Origin of the sequence: Paracoccus zhejiangensis (genome assembly GCF_002847445.1) — a bacterium.
Taxonomy (GTDB): Bacteria; Pseudomonadota; Alphaproteobacteria; order Rhodobacterales; family Rhodobacteraceae; genus Paracoccus; species Paracoccus zhejiangensis.
Map to the genome: position 1 here is coordinate 3,937,010 of NZ_CP025430.1, position 16,527 is coordinate 3,953,536.

Sequence of the window (16,527 nt, forward strand, 5' to 3'; positions counted from 1 at the left end):
CAGAGGAACGCGCCATGATGAACCCATTCCTGCAAGTCGCCCTTGGCGGGGCCGTCGGCGCCACCGCGCGCTATGCCACCTATCGGATGCTGGCCGTCCACGGGCCGGGCTTTCCCGTCGCTACCGTCGTGGTCAATGTCGCGGGCAGCCTTGTCATGGGCCTTCTTGCCGCGCTGATGGCGCATCGGATCGGCAATGACTGGGCGCCGCTGCTGCTGACCGGGGTGCTGGGCGGTTTCACCACCTTCTCGGCCTTCTCGCTGGATGCGTTGACGCTGTGGGAACGCGGACAGGTGGTCGGCGCGGCCACCTATGTCATCGGTTCGGTGCTGCTGTCGCTGGTGGCGGTGATTGCCGGATTGGCGCTTGGACGGGGGCTTTGGGCATGAGCGGCGTGCAGTTGATTCGCATTGGCGCGGATGAAGGCGATCAGCGGCTGGACCGCTGGCTGAAGAAGAAGTTCCCGCAACTGACCCAGGGCGCCGTCGAAAAGATGTGCCGCAAGGGCGAGCTGCGGGTAGATGGCGGGCGGGTCAAGGCCAATGCCCGGATCGAGGCTGGGCAAGAGATCCGCGTGCCGCCGATCCCCGATGCCGTGCCCGAGTTGCTGAAACCCTCGGGTCCGCGGGTCTCGGCCAGCGATGAAGAGATGATCCAGGCGGCGGTGCTGTGGAAGGATCAGCACATCATCGCCCTGAACAAGCCGCCGGGGCTGCCCAGCCAGGGCGGCAGCGGGCAGGGCGATCGCCATGTCGATGGCCTCAGCGAGGCGCTGAAATTTGGCTACAAGGACCGACCGAAGCTGGTGCACCGGCTGGACAAGGATACGTCGGGCGTGCTGCTGCTGGCACGGACCGACCGCGTCGCGCGGGCGCTGTCGGAGGCGTTCCGGTCGCGCACCACACGCAAGATCTACTGGGCAGCGGTGGCCGGCGTGCCCAGCCCGCGCAAGGGCACCATCCGTTACGGTCTGGTGAAGGCGCCGGGTCATGGCCGCGGCGGCGAGGGCGAGAAGATGATGGCGGTTCATCCGCGCGACATCGACGCGACCGAAGGTGCCAAGCGCGCAACCACCGATTACGCGGTGATCGAGGGGCTTGGCGGCCGGGTCAGCTGGGCCGCGCTTGTGCCGATCACCGGGCGCACCCATCAGCTGCGCGCACATATGGCGGAACTGGGCCATCCGATTGTCGGAGACGGCAAATATGGTGGCTCGGGGCAGGAGAACCTGGGCGATGGCTGGGGCGCGCAACTGGGCGGAGAGATCAGCCGCAAGCTGCACCTGCACGCCCGTAGCCTCAGCTTTGACCACCCGATCACCGGCGAGCGCATCACCGTGACCGCGCCTCTGCCCGATCACATGAAGCGGACGTGGAAGACCCTTGGCTGGGCCGAGGGCGACGCTCCCGCCGATCCCTTCGAGGACGAGGCATGAAGCTGTTCATCTTCGACGTGGACGGAACGCTGGTCGACAGCCAGCACCATATCCACGGGGCGATGACCCATGCTTTCGAGGCGGTGGGCCTGCCGCCGCTTCCGCTGTCGCAGGTGCTGCAGATCGTCGGCCTGTCGCTGCCCGTGGCCATCGCCCGGCTGGTGCCCGAGGCCGATGCGGCGACGCAGGACCGGCTGGTCGCCGAGTACAAGAACGCCTTCAACGTCGCCCGGCTGCGCGAGCCCGCGCCGCTTTACCCCGGCGCGCGCGACTGTCTCGACGCGCTGGCCGGTCGCGACGACTGGGTGCTGGCCGTGGCCACCGGCAAGTCGCGCCGGGGGCTGGACGCGATGATCGAGGCGCATGGCCTGCAGGGCATGTTCGCCAGCCTGCAGACCGCCGACGGCCACCCCTCGAAACCGCATCCCTCGATGGTGCTGGCGGCGCTGGACGAGACCGGCGCGGTGGCGGCTGACGCGGTGATGATCGGCGATACCAGCTTTGACATCGAGATGGGCCGCGCGGCTGGCGTGACCGCTTACGGCGTCGATTGGGGCTATCACGACAGCGCCGCGCTGCGCGGGGCAGGGGCGCAGGACGTGGCGCAGGATTTCGCGGGGCTGACCCGCCAGTTGCAGGGATGGGCGGCATGACCGAGTGGAAGGCGCGGCGATTCTGGAAACAGGCGACGGTGCGCGATACCGGCGCGGGCTGGGAGGTTCTGCTGGACGAGAAACCCCTGCGCACGCCGGGCAAGCTGCCGCTGCTTCTGCCGACCGAGGCGCTGGCCCGCGCCATCGCGGCGGAATGGGACGCGCAGACCGATGTGATCGACCCGACAGTGATGCCGCTGACCCGCGCCGCCAATTCCGCCATCGAGAAGGTCACGCCGCAATTCGACGCCGTGGCCGACATGCTGGGCGATTACGGCGGCACCGATCTGCTCTGCTATCGCGCCACCGAACCCGAGGAACTGATCGCCACGCAGGCGCGTGACTGGGACCCGCTGATCGACTGGTCGGCCACCCATCTGCGCGCGCCCCTGCGGCTGGCCCAGGGGGTGATCCCGGTGGCGCAGGACCCTGAGGCTGTGGCGCGGCTGCGCGCGCGGGTCGCGACGCTGGATGCCTTTGGCCTGACCGCGCTGCATGATCTGGTCACATTGCCCGGCTCGCTGATCCTCGGCCTCGCGGTGCTGGAAGGTCGGCTGACCGCCGATCAGGCCTTCGCGCTGTCGCGTCTGGACGAAGAGTTTCAGGCCGGTCGCTGGGGACGCGACGAGGAAGCAGACACTGCCGCCGAAAACCGCAGGCAGGCCATGCTGGCGGCAGAACGCTTCTGGAAGCTGTCGCGCCAGGGTTGACGCAACGCGGCGTTCCCCTGCTTCTTCCTTGACGGATGGGCATGTATCGGCACAATGCCGCCTATTGGGCTGTGCTTGGTGCCTCTTCGAGACCCGGCAAAGCCTCATGCCGACCGCGGGTGCGTGACTGTGCCCCGGTCAACCAACAGTGAGGAAAACATGAAAAAATCCGTACTTCTTGGCACCGTCGCAGCGACGGCCGCATTTATTGGCGGCGCGGCGATGGCAGCCGAGGGCGATACGCTGAAGGCTGTGAAGGCGCGTGGCGAGTTGATCTGCGGCGTGAACACCGGGCTCGTCGGTTTCGCCGCCCCCGATGCCAGCGGCAACTGGGCCGGCTTTGACGTGGCCGTCTGCAAGGCCGTGGCGGCCGCCGTTCTGGGCGATCCGGCCAAGGTGAAATACGTCCCGACCACCGGGCAGACGCGCTTTACCGCGCTGAGCTCGGGCGAGGTGGATGTCCTGGCCCGCAACTCGACCTGGACCTATTCGCGCGACACCGACCTGAAGCTCGATTTCATCGGCGTGAACTATTACGATGGTCAGGGCTTCATGGTCCGCAAGGATCTGGGCGTGACCTCGGCCAAGGAACTGGACGGCGCAACCATCTGCATCCAGACCGGCACCACCACCGAGCTGAACCTGGCCGATTACTTCAAGGCCAACAACATGAGCTACCAGCCGGTCAACATCGACAGCAACGCCGAGGGTGAACAGCAGTACATGGCTGGCGCCTGCGATGCCTATACCACCGACGCCTCGGGCCTTGCGGCGACCCGCGCGGCCTTTGCCGACCCGGAAAACCACATCATCCTGCCCGAGATCATCTCGAAAGAGCCTCTCGGGCCGGCGGTACGCCATGGCGACAACAACTGGGGCGATATCGTTCGCTGGACGTTGAACGCGCTGATCGCCGCCGAGGAATACGGCGTCACCTCGGCCAATATCGAGGAACTGGCGACCAATTCCGAGAACCCGGAAGTGCAGCGCTTGCTGGGTGCCAGCGACGAACTGGGCGCGATGATGGGGCTGGACAAGGACTGGGCCAAGAACGCCATCAAGGCCAGCGGCAACTATGGCGAGGTCTTCGCCAAGACCATCGGCGAAGAGACCCCGATCGGTCTGGCCCGTGGCCTGAACGCGCAATGGACCCAGGGCGGCCTGCTCTACGCCCCGCCGTTCCGCTGATCGGCTTCTGACAATCCCGGCCGCGCGGGGGCTTCTCCGCGCGGCCGGCCAAGAAAGATAAGCCCGGGCAATCAATAACGGCGCAAAGCCGATGCACGGGAACAGGGGAAAAATATGGCTGACATCTCGGCACCGGCGGCCACGCCGTTCCGTTTGAGTATGCTGCTTTACGACCGCCGTTACCGGTCGATGACCATCCAGGTCTTCGTGTTCATTCTGGTCATGGCCTTTGCCTGGTGGCTGGTCGGCAACACGATCCAGAACCTGCGGGTCATGGGCAAGGATTTCGACTTCGGCTTCCTGGGACAGCGCGCGGGTTATGACATCCCGTCCCCGCCAATCCCCTATACCTCCGACGACACCCATCTGCGGGCGACCATCGTCGGGCTTCTGAACACCGTCATCGTCTCGGTCCTCGGCTGCATCGCCGCCACCGTGCTGGGCATTACCGTCGGTGTCGCCCGGCTGTCGAACAACTGGCTCTTTGCCCGGCTGATGACGATCTATGTCGAGATGTTCCGCAACATCCCGTTGCTGCTGTGGATCCTGATCGTCTATGCGATCTTCACCGAGGTCTTGCCGCCGCCGAACGCCTATCGCGGCGAGGACCCGGCGGCGTCGATGATCCTCTTCGACAATGTCGCGCTGACCAACCGCTATACCGCGATCCCGTCGCTGGGGATGACCAACAATCCCGGCGATCTCGATCTGGGCTATCGTATCCTCATCAACTGGGCGGTCATCGCCTTCGCGGTGGTGCTGATCGGCGGCTGGTTCCTGCGCAAGGCGGTGCTGAACCACGCCCAGAAGGTGCAGGACGCGACCGGCGACCGGCCGGTGACCTGGTGGAAGAACCTGGCCATCATGACGGTGCCCTCGCTGCTGCTGATCTGGTATTTCGGCCTGCACCTGGTGCCGCCGGAGCTGAAGGGCTTCAACTTCGCCGGCGGACTGAACGTGCAGAACGGTTTCGTCGCGCTGTGGCTGGCGCTGACGCTTTACACCGGCGCCTTCATCGCCGAGATCGTCCGCGCCGGCATTCTGGCCGTCAGCAAGGGCCAGTCCGAAGCGGCCTTCGCGCTTGGCCTCAAGCCCAACTGGACGATGAACCTGGTGATCCTGCCGCAGGCGCTGCGGGTGATCATCCCGCCGCTGATCTCGCAATACCTGAACCTGACCAAGAACAGTTCGCTGGCGATTGCCGTGGGCTACATGGACCTGCGTGGCACGCTGGGGGGCACCACCCTGAACCAGACCGGCCGCGAGCTTGAGGCCATCGTGCTGATGATGCTGATCTACCTGGCGCTCAGTCTGATCATCTCGGGCGCGATGAACGTCTACAACAACCGCGTCAAGCTGAAGGAGCGTTGAGATGAGCGAGCTTCACGCACAGACCGTCTCCTTCGTCCGCGAGACCATGATCCCGCCCGCGCCGCCACCCACGCGGCAGACGGGGGCGCTGAGCTGGCTGCGCGAGAACCTGTTCTCGGGGCCGGTCAACACCATCCTGACCCTCCTGGGCCTGGCGATCATCTGGTTCCTCGTCAGCCATTTCTGGGACTGGTTCGCCCATTCCGTCTGGAACGCCGCGAGCCTTGCGGAATGCCGCCAGATCATCGCTGAGACCTGGGGCGAGGGGGCTCGCGGCGCCTGCTGGGCGGTCATCCGCGAACGCTGGAACCAGTATCTCTTCGGCTTCTACCCGATGGAGCTGTATTTCCGCCCGGTCATGGCCTTCGGCTTCCTGATGGTGGCGCTGGCCCCGGTGCTGTTCTCGGAATCGTTGCAGATCCGCCGGATCGTGCTGATCGTCTCGGCCGCGCTGACGCTGGTGCTGATGGCGGTTCTGGGCGCGCCGATGGTCTGGCTGGCCTTTGCCGCCGTGGTCATGATCGGCGCCGTGGTCATTGCAGAGCGTCATGCGCCCTGGCTCTTGATCTTCTCGGTGCTCTATCCGCTTCTGGGCATCTGGCTGCTCTGGGGTGGCTCGCTCTGGCCGCAGATCATGGTGCTGGCCTCGATCGGGCTGGGCTGGCTGGCCTGGAAGCTGCTGGTGCGCGTCTCGCCGCTGCTGGCGATGGTGGCCGGCGTGCTGGTCACGCTGATCCTCTGGCTGGTCGCGGTCGGCCCCGCCGCCGAGGATGCGCAGCGGCTGATTCCGCTCGCCATCACCGCCGTCGATTCGGACCAGTTCGGCGGCTTCCTGCTGTCGATCACCATCGGTGTCGCCGGCATCGCGCTGTCGCTGCCCCTGGGTATCATCCTTGCGCTGGCAAGGCGGTCGGACATGTTCCTTGTTCATACGCTGGCGGTCATGTTCATCGAGTTCATCCGCGGCGTGCCGCTGATCACGCTCCTGTTCGTCGCCTCGCTGCTCTTGAACTACTTCCTGCCGCCGGGGACGAATTTCGACATCATCCTGCGCGTCATCATCATGGTGACGATCTTCGCCGCCGCCTACATGGCCGAGGTGATCAGGGGCGGTCTCGCCGCCCTGCCGCGCGGGCAATACGAGGCCGCCGATGCGCTGGGGCTGGATTACTGGAAGGCGCAGCGGCTGATCATCCTGCCGCAGGCGCTGAAGATCAGTATCCCCGGCATCGTCTCGACCTTCATCGGCATGTTCAAGGACACCACGCTGGTGGTCTTCGTCGGTCTGTTCGATCCGCTGAAGGGCGTGTCGGATTTCGTCCGCGCCAACTTTGCCTGGAAGGGCGTCTATTGGGAGCCGTTCATCTTCGTCGGCGCCATCTTCTTCATCATCTGCTTCAGCATGTCGCGCTATTCCATGTTCCTGGAACGCCGGCTGCGTCGCGAACATCGTTAAGGACCGAGCCATGAGCGAAGCCATCACCCGCGACATCGACCGCAGCCACATGAAGGTCAGCGACGAGGTCGCCATCGACATCCGCAACATGAACAAGTGGTACGGCACCTTCCACGTGCTGCGCGACATCGACCTGACCGTCCACAAGGGCGAGCGGATCGTCATCGCCGGGCCTTCGGGTTCGGGCAAGTCGACGCTGATCCGCTGCATCAACCGTCTGGAGGAGCATCAGTCGGGCCATATCGTCGTGGACGGGATCGAACTGACCAGCGACATCAAGAACATCGACAAGGTGCGCTCTGAAGTCGGCATGGTGTTCCAGCACTTCAACCTCTTCCCGCATCTGACGGTGCTGGAAAACTGTACCCTCGCGCCGATCTGGGTGCGCAAGGTGCCGAAGAAGCAGGCCGAGGCGACGGCCATGCGCTTTCTGGAAAAGGTGAAGATCCCTGAACAGGCCGGCAAGTATCCCGGCCAGCTGTCAGGCGGTCAGCAGCAGCGCGTGGCCATCGCCCGCTCGCTCTGCATGCAGCCCAAGATCATGCTGTTTGATGAACCGACCAGCGCCCTTGACCCAGAGATGATCAAGGAAGTGCTGGATACGATGATCGAGCTGGCGGAAGAGGGGATGACCATGCTCTGCGTGACCCACGAGATGGGCTTTGCGCAGGCCGTGGCGAACCGGGTGATCTTCATGGACCAGGGCCAGATCGTCGAGCAGAACAATCCGCATGACTTCTTCCACAACCCGAAATCCGAGCGGACCAAGCTGTTCCTCAGCCAGATCCTCGGACACTGACGCTAAACGGGGGGCGCTGCCCCCCGAATCCCCCCGGGATATTTACGCCAAGATGAAGCGGTAAGGTTCAGTCACGCCCGTCGAGGCGGACGAAATCCATCACGCTGCCCTCGCCGGGGCGGACATCCTTCCAGTCATCGACCTGGAAATCCACCACCAGCGTGGCACAGGTCGGATAGCGGCGGAAATCCGGGTCCAGAGGAGGACGCGCGCAAAGCTGCGCGGCGAATTCGGCGATACCCGGATTATGACCCAGGATCATCACCGTGGGCTGGGTGGCCGTGCGCAGCACCTGCAGCATCTTTTCCGGGCTGGCCTGATAGAGGCCCGGCTCGATCCTGAGGATCGGACGCACCTCCAGCGGTGCGCCGGCGACCTTTTCCCAGGTCTCCTGCGTGCGCCGGGACGAGGAGCAGAGCACCTCCTCCGGCTCATAGCCGCGGCTGGCCATCCAGTCGCCAAGCTCGCGCGCCGAGCGGCGGCCACGGTCGTTCAGCGGGCGGTCGTGATCTTCAAGCGCCGGGTCGTCCCAGGCCGATTTGGCATGGCGGGTGAGGATCAGGCGGCGGTGTCCAAGCGGTGTCATGTGTGGAACTGTCTCATATGCCATGCAGATTGTTCGGGCAGCCTGCCACAGTCTCTGCTGAGGGGGCAAGCACGTCTGACACCACAACCCGCTGTCAGGCAATCTTTGCCGTCGGGTCGGTCCAGCCATGCGTGGCAATCCGCCACATGATAGCCGGGCCGGAAGGCATCGGCGGGGCAGGCGGTCAGGCAGGGGCGGTGGCAGTCGTCGCAGGGGCTGGGCGAAGAAAGGGTCGGTGGCAGGCGCCGTGGCAGAATCACCGCGCCGCGGAAACTGGTGAAGAGGCCCATCCGGCCATGGACCAGCATCCCGACCGGGGATTGCCAGAAGCTGCCGCTTGCCAGTGCCCATCGGAAGATCGGCGGATAGGGTGGTCCGTCCGAGGGAAAGGCAGCGCGCGCGCCGATGGCCCCAGCCCAGGCCCCGATCACCCGCTTGGACCAGCGGTCCATCGGGTCCGGGGCACCATCGCTCCATTCGGCAGAGGCGGTGAAAAGCGGCCAGAAGGCCGGCTCGTCGGGCGAGATCAACAGGACGGTGCCCCCGCCCTCTTCCGCGTCGCAATGGCCCGAGACGAACAGCCCCTCGGGCGGGGTCAGGTCAGAGCCCACCCTCGCCCTGCCGCAGCCCATGCGGTTTCACCCGCGGCTCGGTCGAGCGGATCAGGCTGCCGGCGCCATGTTCGGTGAACAGTTCCAGCAGGCAGGCATGGGGCACGCGGCCATCAAGGATGACCACAGCGCGCACGCCCTCGGCCACGGCCATCAGCGCGGTCTCGGTTTTGGGGATCATGCCGCCGGCGATGGTGCCATCGGCGATCATGGCGCGCACCTGGTCGGGATGCATCTGGGTCAGCACCTCGCCCGAGGCATCCTTGACGCCCGAGACATCGGTCAAGAGCAGCAGGCGATCAGCCTTCAGCGCCCCGGCGATGGCGCCGGCGGCGGTGTCGCCATTGACGTTGAAGGTCTCGTTATCGGCCATGCCGGTGGCGACCGGGGCAATGACCGGGATCAGCCCGGCGGTATAGAGGTCGCGGATGATCTGGATGTTCATCTCGACCGGGCGGCCGACGAAACCCAGTTCCGGGTCGTCCGCCTCGCAGACCATCATGTCGTCATCCTTACCGCTGATGCCGACGGCGCGGCCACCGGCATCGTTGATCGCCTGCACGATGCGCTTGTTCACAAGGCCCGACAGCACCATCTCGACCACCTCGACGGTTTCCTTGGTGGTCACCCGCTTGCCACGGACGAAATGGCTTTCGATGCCGAGCTTGCCCAGCAGGTCATTGATCATCGGGCCGCCGCCATGAACGACGACCGGGTTCATGCCGACCTGTTTCATCAGCACGATGTCGCGGGCGAACTCGGCCATGGCCTCGTCATCGCCCATGGCATTGCCGCCGAATTTTACCACCACCACGGCGCCGGAATAGCGCTGCAGGTAGGGCAGGGCCTCTGACAGGGTATGCGCGGTGGCGATCCAGTCCCGGTTCATGTTCTGCTTTCTCATTCTCTTGCCCTTGTTGGTCGCGGGGCAGGTTAGGTCGCGCGGGCGGGTCCGTCCAGACCAGTCAGGCCAGACCGGTCAACCGTGACTGGTCACTCCAGCCCGGCGATGATCGCGCGCAGAGTGGCGATGCCCTCGCCCTTGTCCGACGAGGTCAGCACGATCTCGGGGAATGCGGCCGGGTGTTTCTGCAGCTCGTCCTCGACCTGCTGAATCACCGGCTTGATGGCATTGGGGCCGAGCTTGTCGGTCTTGGTCAGCACCACCTGAAACGGCACGGCCGAGCGGTCGAGCAGTTTCATGATCTCGTGATCCACCGGCTTTACCCCGTGGCGCGCGTCGATCAGGCAGAAGGCGCGGCGCAGCGTCGGCCGCCCGGCAAGGTATTGCTTCAACAGCGCCTGCCACTTCGCCACCACCGCCACCGGCGCCTTGGCAAAGCCATAGCCCGGCAGGTCGACCAGATAGCCGTGATCGCCGAGGGTGAAATAGTTGATCTCCTGCGTCCGGCCCGGCGTGTTCGAGGCACGGGCAAGGCCCTTGCGGCCGGTCAGCGCGTTGATGAGGCTCGACTTGCCCACGTTGCTGCGCCCGGCAAAGCAGACCTCGGGCCGGTCGGCGGGCGGCAGCCCGTCCATGGCGACCACGCCCTTGAGGAAATCGACCGGACCGGCAAACAGCAGCCGCGCCGCCTCGGCGGGTTCGGCCTCGGGTTCGGGGGCGACGGGGAAGGCGACCTTCATGCGTGAACCTCATCTCCGAGGGCGATGGTTGCGCCACGGGTGACCTCGGCGAAGATGCCGAAATCCTCGTCGCCGGTAAAGTCGTTGAGGGCGGCCAGCATGTCGAGTTGCCGCTTGCCGGTTGCCGTATCGGCATCGGTGGCAATGCAGCGGCCGATCGGTTCCCGCACGGTCAGCCTTGCGTCGCCGATGGCGATCTCCTGCCCGACCATTGCGCGCTCCGCCAGCGGCTCCCAGCCTTCGACCCACAGGTTGCCACGCCAGCGGTCGATGCCGAGCGGCTGGCCCAGATGGTCCTCCAGCGCCTTCAGCGACGACAGCGACAGGATCGAGACCAGCGGGGTCTTCTGATCGGTCAGCGCCTCGGCGCCTCGGACCAACTGGGCCGGCGGCGACTTGTCGGCGCCCCAGAGCGGGGCCAGCCAGTCCATCAGCGCCTGCCGGTCGTCAGCACTTTCGGGATCGATCTCGATCGCGGGCTGGTCCGGGTGGGTCAGGGCGATCCGGCCCTCGCGCCAGCCGCCCTTCACCGCCTGCAGGTCGAAGCAGGCGGCGCCGCGCAGGAAGGCGGCCTTGGGCAGCCAGCGGGTCAGTTGCCCATCGGTCAGATGTTTCAGCGCCGCCTCGTGCATCACGGCATAGCGGCGGTCGCCGGGCAGTCGCTCGCCGGCGGTCAGCACCACGTCCGACAGGTCATCCGCACCAAGGGTCTTGATGGGATGGGACCGGATATGGGCCAGCCGTGCCGTCACTTACTGCCCTTCTTGGGCCGCGTCGGGATCGAGGACTTGATATTGCCGAACAGGTCCGGCCGGTGGCCGTGCATCGACATGATCGTGTACTGCTGGAAGATGGTGATCACGTTGTTGGTGATCCAGTACAGCACCAGGCCCGAGGCGAAGCCGCCCAGCATGAACATGAACACCCAGGGCATCCAGGCAAAGATCATCTTCTGCGCCGGATCGGTGGGGGCCGGGTTCAGCTTCTGCTGCATCCACATGCTGATGCCGAGGATGATCGCCAGGATCGGCAGCGAGGCGCTGTGCAACAGCGTTCCCTGGCCGGGCGCGGCCCAGGGCAGCATGCCGAAGAGGTTCCACAGGCTCGAGGGATCGGGCGCCGAGAGGTCGCGGATCCAGCCGACCCAGGGGGCGTGGCGCAGTTCGATGGTGACGAAGATCACCTTGTAGAGCGAGAAGAAGATCGGGATCTGCAACAGCACCGGCAGACAGCCGGCGGCCGGGTTCACCTTCTCGCGCTTGTAAAGCTCCATCATGCCTTTCTGGAACTTGGCGCGGTCATCGCCGGTGGTCTCTTTCAGCGCCTCCATTTCGGGCTGCAATTCCTTCATCTTCGCCATCGAGACGTAGGATTTGCGGGCCAGTGGGAAGACCAGCAGCTTCAGAATGAAGGTCAGCGCGATGATCGCCCAGCCCATATTGCCGATATGGCCGTTCAGCCAGTGCAGCAGGCGGAAGATCGGCTTGGTCAGGAAATAGAACCAGCCCCAGTCGATCGAGTCGACGAAACGCTGGATACCCGGGGTTTCCTCATAGCCCTTGATGACTTCCCAGACCTTCGCACCGGCGAAGAGGTAGCTGCCGGCGCTGACGGTCGCGCCCGGGGCGGCGGTCTGCACCGGGAAGCGCGCCTCGGTCTGATAGATGTCCACGCCATCGGCATATTTCGCCACGGCGGTGAAGGACTGGCCCGGTGCCGGTGCCAGCGAGGTCATCCAGTACTTGTCGGTGAAGCCGATCCAGCCGTTCTCGGAGACCTCGTAGATATCGGCGCGGCCTTCGCGGTCGATCGGGTCTAGCTCGGCGATGTCGTCGTATTTCTGCTCGATCAGCTCGCCGTCATGCATGCCGACGACGCCCTCGTGCAGCACGAAGAAGTTCTGCGTATCGGGCAGGCCGTGGCGGGCGATGATCCCATAGGGCGCGGCCGAGAAGGCGGCGGTGCCGGTGTTTTCCAGCGATTGCGTCACGGTGAAAAGGTAATGGTCATCCAGCTCGAAAATGCGGCGGAAGATCTGGCCGGCGCCATTGTCCCAGACCAGCGTGACCGGCTTGCCGGGCGCCAGCGTATCGCCGGATTCGACCTGCCACAGCGTCGCCGGGCCGGGGACCAGCGCCGGATCGGTGCCAGCGGCGGGCATCCAGCCATAGACGGCGTAATAGGGTTTGGCGCCGGTCTGGGTGATCTGCTGATCAGCCCCCGGGGCGGTGGGCGTCAGTAGCCGAACGAGCGGCGACTTGTCGTCCAGCGTCTCGTGATAGTTGCGCAGCAGAAGGTCGTCGATGCGACCGCCCGCCAGCGAGATCGAGCCCGACAGCGCCGGCGAGTCGATGGTGACGCGGCCAGCCGAGGCCGAAGGATCGGTGCTGCCGGCCCCTTCTCCCAGTTGCGCGCCGCCGGTGGCGGCTGCGGTCGTTGCCTCACTTGCAGGGGCGGTGACGCCGCCCTCGGTCTGGGTAACGGCGGTGGGCTCGGCCGGCGGGGCTGGAGGCTCCGGGGCGAAGACGGTGTACCACACCAGGATCACCAGGAACGACAGGACCGTCGCCAGGATGAGATTGCGGTTATTGTCTTCCATTCCGTGTCCACCGTCATCGCGTCAGTCGCGCCGGTTCAACAGAAGGGGGGGTGAAAGGTCAAGCGGAATCCCGTGAAAGCGAAGGCCCGGGGGGCGCAAATCGTCGCGATGCGCGCTGGTTTTCGGGCGCTCCGGGCGGCAAGCTGACGCCGCGCTGCGGCGATCGGTCGTGACGGCGGATCCGGGGCGCGCGAGGTTCTTCCTCGGGGTCGACTTCCGGCCGCCCGCTCGGCTGGCTCGCGCTGAGTCGTTGGCTCAGCCCGCTTTGCGCGGGGTCAGGTCGGGCAGCGTTGGGCGGTCGCGGCGAAAGCGCGACATGAAGTCACCGATCTCGGTGATCGGCATCGGGCGGGCAATGGCATAGCCCTGCACATGGCCGCAGCCCATCTGCGCCAGGAAGCTGTGCTCCTCGGCCGATTCGACACCCTCGGCGAGGGTCGAGATGCCCAGCTGCTCGGCCAGCGCGAGCATGGCCCTGATCATGCGCTGCTGGTCCCGGTCGCGGTGGCAGTTGGTGACAAAGCTGCGGTCGATCTTGATCCGGTTGACGCCGAAATGGCGCAGGGATTCGAGATTGGCATAGCCGGTGCCGAAATCGTCGAGGTCCAGCAGGCAACCGGCCTGGGCCAGCTGCTGCAGATGCCAGCGGATCAGGTCGCCGCTGTTGATCGGCCCGATGCTCTCCAGCACCTCGATCACCAGCCGGCCGCGGGCTATCTGGTGGCATTCCAGCTCCCACAGCACCATCTGGACAAAATCCGGATCGGACAGTTCCGATTGCGCCACGTTCAGGGAAACCGTCTGCACTCCCCAACCCTGTGCATCCCAGAGCTGCAGCGCCGCAAGGCATTGCCGCAGCATGGTCAGCGTCAGCGCCCCGTGATCCGCCCGGTGCATTCCGGGGATGAAATCCATCGGCGTCAGCAGGCCGCGGTTGGGGTGATGCCAGCGTGCCAGCGCCTCGAAGCCGGTAACGGCGCCGGTATCGCAGCAGATCTGCGGCTGGAAAAAGGCCTCGATCTGGCCCGACTGCGCCGCCTCCTCGACGGTGGCGGGGATCTGCGCGCCCTGGCCGCGCTCGTCATAGGCGATCAGCCGGATGCGACCCAGGTGGGCAGGGTCGGTCGGACAGAGGTGATGCAGCCCGCAAGTCATCAACTGGCGCAAGAGTACATGGCGCGCGCCCAGGTTCTGCACCAGAACGCCGCTGATCACCGGGTTCAGCGTGATGCCGCCGACATGCGCCTCGGACTGGCAATGCAGCTGCAATCGCCGGGCGATGCGCATCGCCTCGATCTCGGATCGGGTGCGCAGGAGGATGGTGAAGACGCCGGGCGAGGCGCATTGGACGAAATCATGCGGGCGCATGGTACCGATCATGCGCAGGGACAGCTGGGTGAACAGATGCGCCAGCCCGGTTCGCCCCAGCCTGTCGCCGAGCAGGTCCATGTTTTCCAGCTTCAGTAGCAGCGCGATGCGGTCGCGGGCCTGTGGACGGCGCAAGCTGCCCCCGAACCGCCCGAGACCCTGGCACCATCTGTCGATCAGCGATCCGTAGCGCATTCCATCCTCGCCTGGCTGCCACAGGCGACAGGTCTAGGGCAGAAGCCTTGTCGTTCGGTTAATGTTCCGCGTCCTGCGGCAGCACAAATTCCGTCGCATTTGAGCTTTCGGGCAGCAGCGCGCTGAAATCGAAGAGGTTCGGGTCCAGCAGATGCGAGGGCCGGACATTGGCCAGCGCCCGGAACATCACCTGCCGCCGGCCCGGGGTCCGCGCCTCCCACTCGTCCAGAAGCTTCTTGACCTGCACCCGCTGCAACCCTTCCTGGCTACCGCAGAGATCGCAGGGGATGATCGGATAGTTCATCGCCCGGGCAAAACGCTCGCAATCCGCCTCGGCGATATAGGCGAGCGGGCGCAGCACGGTCAGATCGCCCTCTTCGTTCAGCAGCTTCGGCGGCATGGTCGCCAGCCTGCCGCCGTGGAAGAGGTTCATGAAAAATGTTTCCAGAATATCGTCGCGGTGATGGCCGAGGACCACGGCGGAACAGCCTTCCTCGCGCGCGATGCGGTAAAGGTTGCCCCGGCGCAGGCGCGAGCAGAGCGCACAATAGGTCCGGCCCTGCGGCACCTTCTCTTTCACGATGGAATAGGTGTCCTGATACTCGATCCGGTGGGCGACGCCGCGCTGGCTGAGAAACTCGGGCAGCACGGTCGCTGGAAAGCCCGGCTGACCCTGGTCGAGATTGCAGGCCAGCAGGTCAACCGGCAGCAGCCCGCGCCACTGCAATTCATGCAGCACCGCCAGCAGGGTATAGCTGTCCTTGCCCCCCGACAGGCAGACCAGCCAGCGGTCGCCCTCGCGGATCATGCCGTAATCCTCGATCGCGGCCCGGGTGTCGCGGACCAGCCGCTTGCGCAACTTGCGGAACTCGGTCGAAGAGGGGGCTCCGGCAAACAGCGGATGGATCTCGTCGGTATCGCTTTCGTCCAGCATCAGAAGCTTCCCAGAATCAGAAGAAACACGACCACCGCGGCGATGGCCGCGACGACAATGGCAATCAACCCGCGCAGGATGGGCCGGGCATCAGACATGATCGGACCCGGCGCGCTCGGCCTGATCGCCGGGACTGCCCGGCACCGGGTCATATCCATGCCCGCCCCAGGGATGACAGCGACAGATGCGGCGCGCGGTCAGCCAGCCGCCCTTCACCCCGCCATGCAGCGACAGCGCCTCGAGCGCATAGGCCGAGCAGGTGGGCTGGAAGCGGCAACCATGCCCGACCCAGGGCGAGGCCACGAGGCGATAGCCGCGTACCGGCAGGGCCAGCAGATGGGCAAGCGGGCTCATGCCCGGTGCACCTTGTCCAGCGCGGCGATCAGTTCAGCCCGCATGGCGGCGAAGTCGCGGCTGACCGTGGCCTCGGGCCGGCCGACCAGCACGTAATCCCAGCCATCCCGTGCCCGCCCCGGCAGAACCTCGCGCGCCAACGCCCTGAGCCGCCGCTTGGCGCGGTTGCGCATCACCGCATTGCCGAGTTTCTTCGAGCAGGTATAGCCGATGCGCGGCCCTGCCTCATCGCCACGCAAACGGGCTTGCAGCAGGAAGGCGGGCATTCCCTGACGACGGGCCTTGGCCGCGGCAAGGAAATCGGCGCGCTTGCGCAGGGTGTCGGCCATGCGAAAAGCCGCCCTGCCGGCATCCTTTGGCTGCGGATCAGCGTCGGGATGGGGCAGAGGCGGCATCGTCCGGGCCTCCGGTCAATGCGGCGGGCGCAAGCCCGCCAGCAGGATCAGGCCGACAGGCGCTTGCGGCCCTTGGCGCGGCGGCGGTTCAGCACCAGACGGCCGGCCTTGGTGGCCATGCGGGCGCGGAAGCCGTGACGGCGCGCACGAACAAGGTTCGAGGGTTGGAAGGTGCGCTTCATGGTCTTGTCTCCGGGTCGTGTTCTTGCGGGTGGCGATAGCGGGAAAG

At 65.7% G+C, this 16,527-nt stretch carries 19 protein-coding genes; 8 read left to right on the top strand and 11 right to left on the bottom strand.

The genetic code is table 11. The features are described from left to right. Positions 1-14 precede the first annotated feature (14 nt). The 8 genes from crcB (at position 15) to CX676_RS19185 (ending at position 7,612) form a co-directional block, all read left to right on the top strand. Positions 15-389 (top strand): fluoride efflux transporter CrcB, encoded by a 375-nt coding sequence (gene crcB, locus CX676_RS19150; RefSeq protein ID WP_101753995.1) that lies wholly within the window; start codon positions 15-17, stop codon positions 387-389. Then, complete coding sequence (locus CX676_RS19155) at positions 386-1,435, top strand: RluA family pseudouridine synthase (protein WP_101753996.1); 1,050 nt, start codon at positions 386-388, stop codon at positions 1,433-1,435. The genes crcB and CX676_RS19155 overlap by 4 nt, the downstream gene beginning before the upstream one ends. Beyond that, positions 1,432-2,088 (top strand): HAD-IA family hydrolase, encoded by a 657-nt coding sequence (locus CX676_RS19160; RefSeq protein WP_101753997.1) that lies wholly within the window; start codon positions 1,432-1,434, stop codon positions 2,086-2,088. The genes CX676_RS19155 and CX676_RS19160 overlap by 4 nt, the downstream gene beginning before the upstream one ends. After that, positions 2,085-2,798 carry an ATP12 family chaperone protein gene (locus CX676_RS19165; protein WP_101754448.1) on the top strand — a complete coding sequence of 238 codons (714 nt, stop codon included), beginning with the start codon at positions 2,085-2,087 and terminating at the stop codon, positions 2,796-2,798. The genes CX676_RS19160 and CX676_RS19165 overlap by 4 nt, the downstream gene beginning before the upstream one ends. A gap of 159 nt (positions 2,799-2,957) precedes the next feature. Continuing rightward, positions 2,958-3,986 (top strand): amino acid ABC transporter substrate-binding protein, encoded by a 1,029-nt coding sequence (locus tag CX676_RS19170; RefSeq protein WP_101753998.1) that lies wholly within the window; start codon positions 2,958-2,960, stop codon positions 3,984-3,986. Between the two features lie 114 nt (positions 3,987-4,100). Continuing rightward, positions 4,101-5,357 (top strand): amino acid ABC transporter permease, encoded by a 1,257-nt coding sequence (locus tag CX676_RS19175; RefSeq protein WP_101753999.1) that lies wholly within the window; start codon positions 4,101-4,103, stop codon positions 5,355-5,357. 1 nt (position 5,358) lies between these two features. Next, a complete protein-coding gene (locus CX676_RS19180; protein WP_101754000.1) occupies positions 5,359-6,813 on the top strand; it encodes an amino acid ABC transporter permease in 1,455 nt (484 codons plus the stop codon). Positions 6,814-6,823: 10 nt separating this feature from the next. Next, complete coding sequence (locus tag CX676_RS19185) at positions 6,824-7,612, top strand: amino acid ABC transporter ATP-binding protein (RefSeq protein WP_101754001.1); 789 nt, start codon at positions 6,824-6,826, stop codon at positions 7,610-7,612. Between the two features lie 67 nt (positions 7,613-7,679). On the opposite strand, the gene CX676_RS19190 is transcribed toward CX676_RS19185, so the two are convergent. From CX676_RS19190 to rpmH, 11 genes are all read right to left on the bottom strand, one after another. Beyond that, positions 7,680-8,198: a SixA phosphatase family protein gene (locus tag CX676_RS19190; RefSeq protein ID WP_101754002.1), complete on the bottom strand. Its 519-nt coding sequence runs from the start codon at positions 8,196-8,198 to the stop codon at positions 7,680-7,682. Next, the gene (locus CX676_RS19195) at positions 8,195-8,809 is read right to left on the bottom strand and encodes a ferredoxin (protein ID WP_232816533.1); all 615 of its coding nucleotides are present in this window, start codon (positions 8,807-8,809) and stop codon (positions 8,195-8,197) included. The genes CX676_RS19190 and CX676_RS19195 overlap by 4 nt, the downstream gene beginning before the upstream one ends. Then, positions 8,799-9,698 carry an acetylglutamate kinase gene (gene argB / locus CX676_RS19200; RefSeq protein WP_101754004.1) on the bottom strand — a complete coding sequence of 300 codons (900 nt, stop codon included), beginning with the start codon at positions 9,696-9,698 and terminating at the stop codon, positions 8,799-8,801. Before argB ends, CX676_RS19195 begins: the two co-directional genes overlap by 11 nt. 104 nt (positions 9,699-9,802) lie before the next feature. Beyond that, on the bottom strand, positions 9,803-10,453 hold the full coding sequence (gene yihA / locus CX676_RS19205) for a ribosome biogenesis GTP-binding protein YihA/YsxC (protein WP_101754005.1): 651 nt from the start codon (positions 10,451-10,453) through the stop codon (positions 9,803-9,805). Next, entirely contained in the window at positions 10,450-11,205 is a 756-nt protein-coding gene (locus tag CX676_RS19210) for an MOSC domain-containing protein (protein ID WP_101754006.1), read from the bottom strand. The genes yihA and CX676_RS19210 overlap by 4 nt, the downstream gene beginning before the upstream one ends. Next, positions 11,202-13,052, bottom strand: coding sequence for a membrane protein insertase YidC (gene yidC, locus CX676_RS19215; protein ID WP_101754008.1), 1,851 nt, complete (start codon positions 13,050-13,052; stop codon positions 11,202-11,204). The genes CX676_RS19210 and yidC overlap by 4 nt, the downstream gene beginning before the upstream one ends. A 255-nt stretch (positions 13,053-13,307) precedes the next feature. Beyond that, positions 13,308-14,615: an EAL domain-containing protein gene (locus CX676_RS19220; RefSeq protein ID WP_101754009.1), complete on the bottom strand. Its 1,308-nt coding sequence runs from the start codon at positions 14,613-14,615 to the stop codon at positions 13,308-13,310. 58 nt (positions 14,616-14,673) lie between these two features. Then, on the bottom strand, positions 14,674-15,549 hold the full coding sequence (ttcA, locus tag CX676_RS19225; protein WP_101754011.1) for a tRNA 2-thiocytidine(32) synthetase TtcA: 876 nt from the start codon (positions 15,547-15,549) through the stop codon (positions 14,674-14,676). Positions 15,550-15,639: 90 nt separating this feature from the next. Beyond that, positions 15,640-15,903 (bottom strand): membrane protein insertion efficiency factor YidD, encoded by a 264-nt coding sequence (gene yidD, locus CX676_RS19230; protein WP_101754012.1) that lies wholly within the window; start codon positions 15,901-15,903, stop codon positions 15,640-15,642. Then, positions 15,900-16,298: a ribonuclease P protein component gene (gene rnpA / locus CX676_RS19235; protein WP_101754013.1), complete on the bottom strand. Its 399-nt coding sequence runs from the start codon at positions 16,296-16,298 to the stop codon at positions 15,900-15,902. The genes yidD and rnpA overlap by 4 nt, the downstream gene beginning before the upstream one ends. A 47-nt stretch (positions 16,299-16,345) precedes the next feature. Further along, positions 16,346-16,480 (bottom strand): 50S ribosomal protein L34, encoded by a 135-nt coding sequence (gene rpmH / locus CX676_RS19240; RefSeq protein WP_101459243.1) that lies wholly within the window; start codon positions 16,478-16,480, stop codon positions 16,346-16,348. Positions 16,481-16,527 lie beyond the last annotated feature (47 nt).

Coding starts and splice junctions, on each gene's coding strand:
- yihA (WP_101754005.1), bottom strand. CDS start 10,453: ATGAAGGTCGCCTTCCCCGTCGCCCCCGAACCCGAGGCCGAACCCGCC.
- yidC (WP_101754008.1), bottom strand. CDS start 13,052: ATGGAAGACAATAACCGCAATCTCATCCTGGCGACGGTCCTGTCGTTC.
- CX676_RS19160 (WP_101753997.1), top strand. CDS start 1,432: ATGAAGCTGTTCATCTTCGACGTGGACGGAACGCTGGTCGACAGCCAG.
- argB (WP_101754004.1), bottom strand. CDS start 9,698: ATGAACCGGGACTGGATCGCCACCGCGCATACCCTGTCAGAGGCCCTG.
- CX676_RS19190 (WP_101754002.1), bottom strand. CDS start 8,198: ATGACACCGCTTGGACACCGCCGCCTGATCCTCACCCGCCATGCCAAA.
- CX676_RS19165 (WP_101754448.1), top strand. CDS start 2,085: ATGACCGAGTGGAAGGCGCGGCGATTCTGGAAACAGGCGACGGTGCGC.
- rpmH (WP_101459243.1), bottom strand. CDS start 16,480: ATGAAGCGCACCTTCCAACCCTCGAACCTTGTTCGTGCGCGCCGTCAC.
- CX676_RS19175 (WP_101753999.1), top strand. CDS start 4,101: ATGGCTGACATCTCGGCACCGGCGGCCACGCCGTTCCGTTTGAGTATG.
- CX676_RS19180 (WP_101754000.1), top strand. CDS start 5,359: ATGAGCGAGCTTCACGCACAGACCGTCTCCTTCGTCCGCGAGACCATG.
- yidD (WP_101754012.1), bottom strand. CDS start 15,903: ATGAGCCCGCTTGCCCATCTGCTGGCCCTGCCGGTACGCGGCTATCGC.
- CX676_RS19170 (WP_101753998.1), top strand. CDS start 2,958: ATGAAAAAATCCGTACTTCTTGGCACCGTCGCAGCGACGGCCGCATTT.
- crcB (WP_101753995.1), top strand. CDS start 15: ATGATGAACCCATTCCTGCAAGTCGCCCTTGGCGGGGCCGTCGGCGCC.
- rnpA (WP_101754013.1), bottom strand. CDS start 16,298: ATGCCGCCTCTGCCCCATCCCGACGCTGATCCGCAGCCAAAGGATGCC.
- CX676_RS19155 (WP_101753996.1), top strand. CDS start 386: ATGAGCGGCGTGCAGTTGATTCGCATTGGCGCGGATGAAGGCGATCAG.
- CX676_RS19220 (WP_101754009.1), bottom strand. CDS start 14,615: ATGCGCTACGGATCGCTGATCGACAGATGGTGCCAGGGTCTCGGGCGG.
- CX676_RS19185 (WP_101754001.1), top strand. CDS start 6,824: ATGAGCGAAGCCATCACCCGCGACATCGACCGCAGCCACATGAAGGTC.
- ttcA (WP_101754011.1), bottom strand. CDS start 15,549: ATGCTGGACGAAAGCGATACCGACGAGATCCATCCGCTGTTTGCCGGA.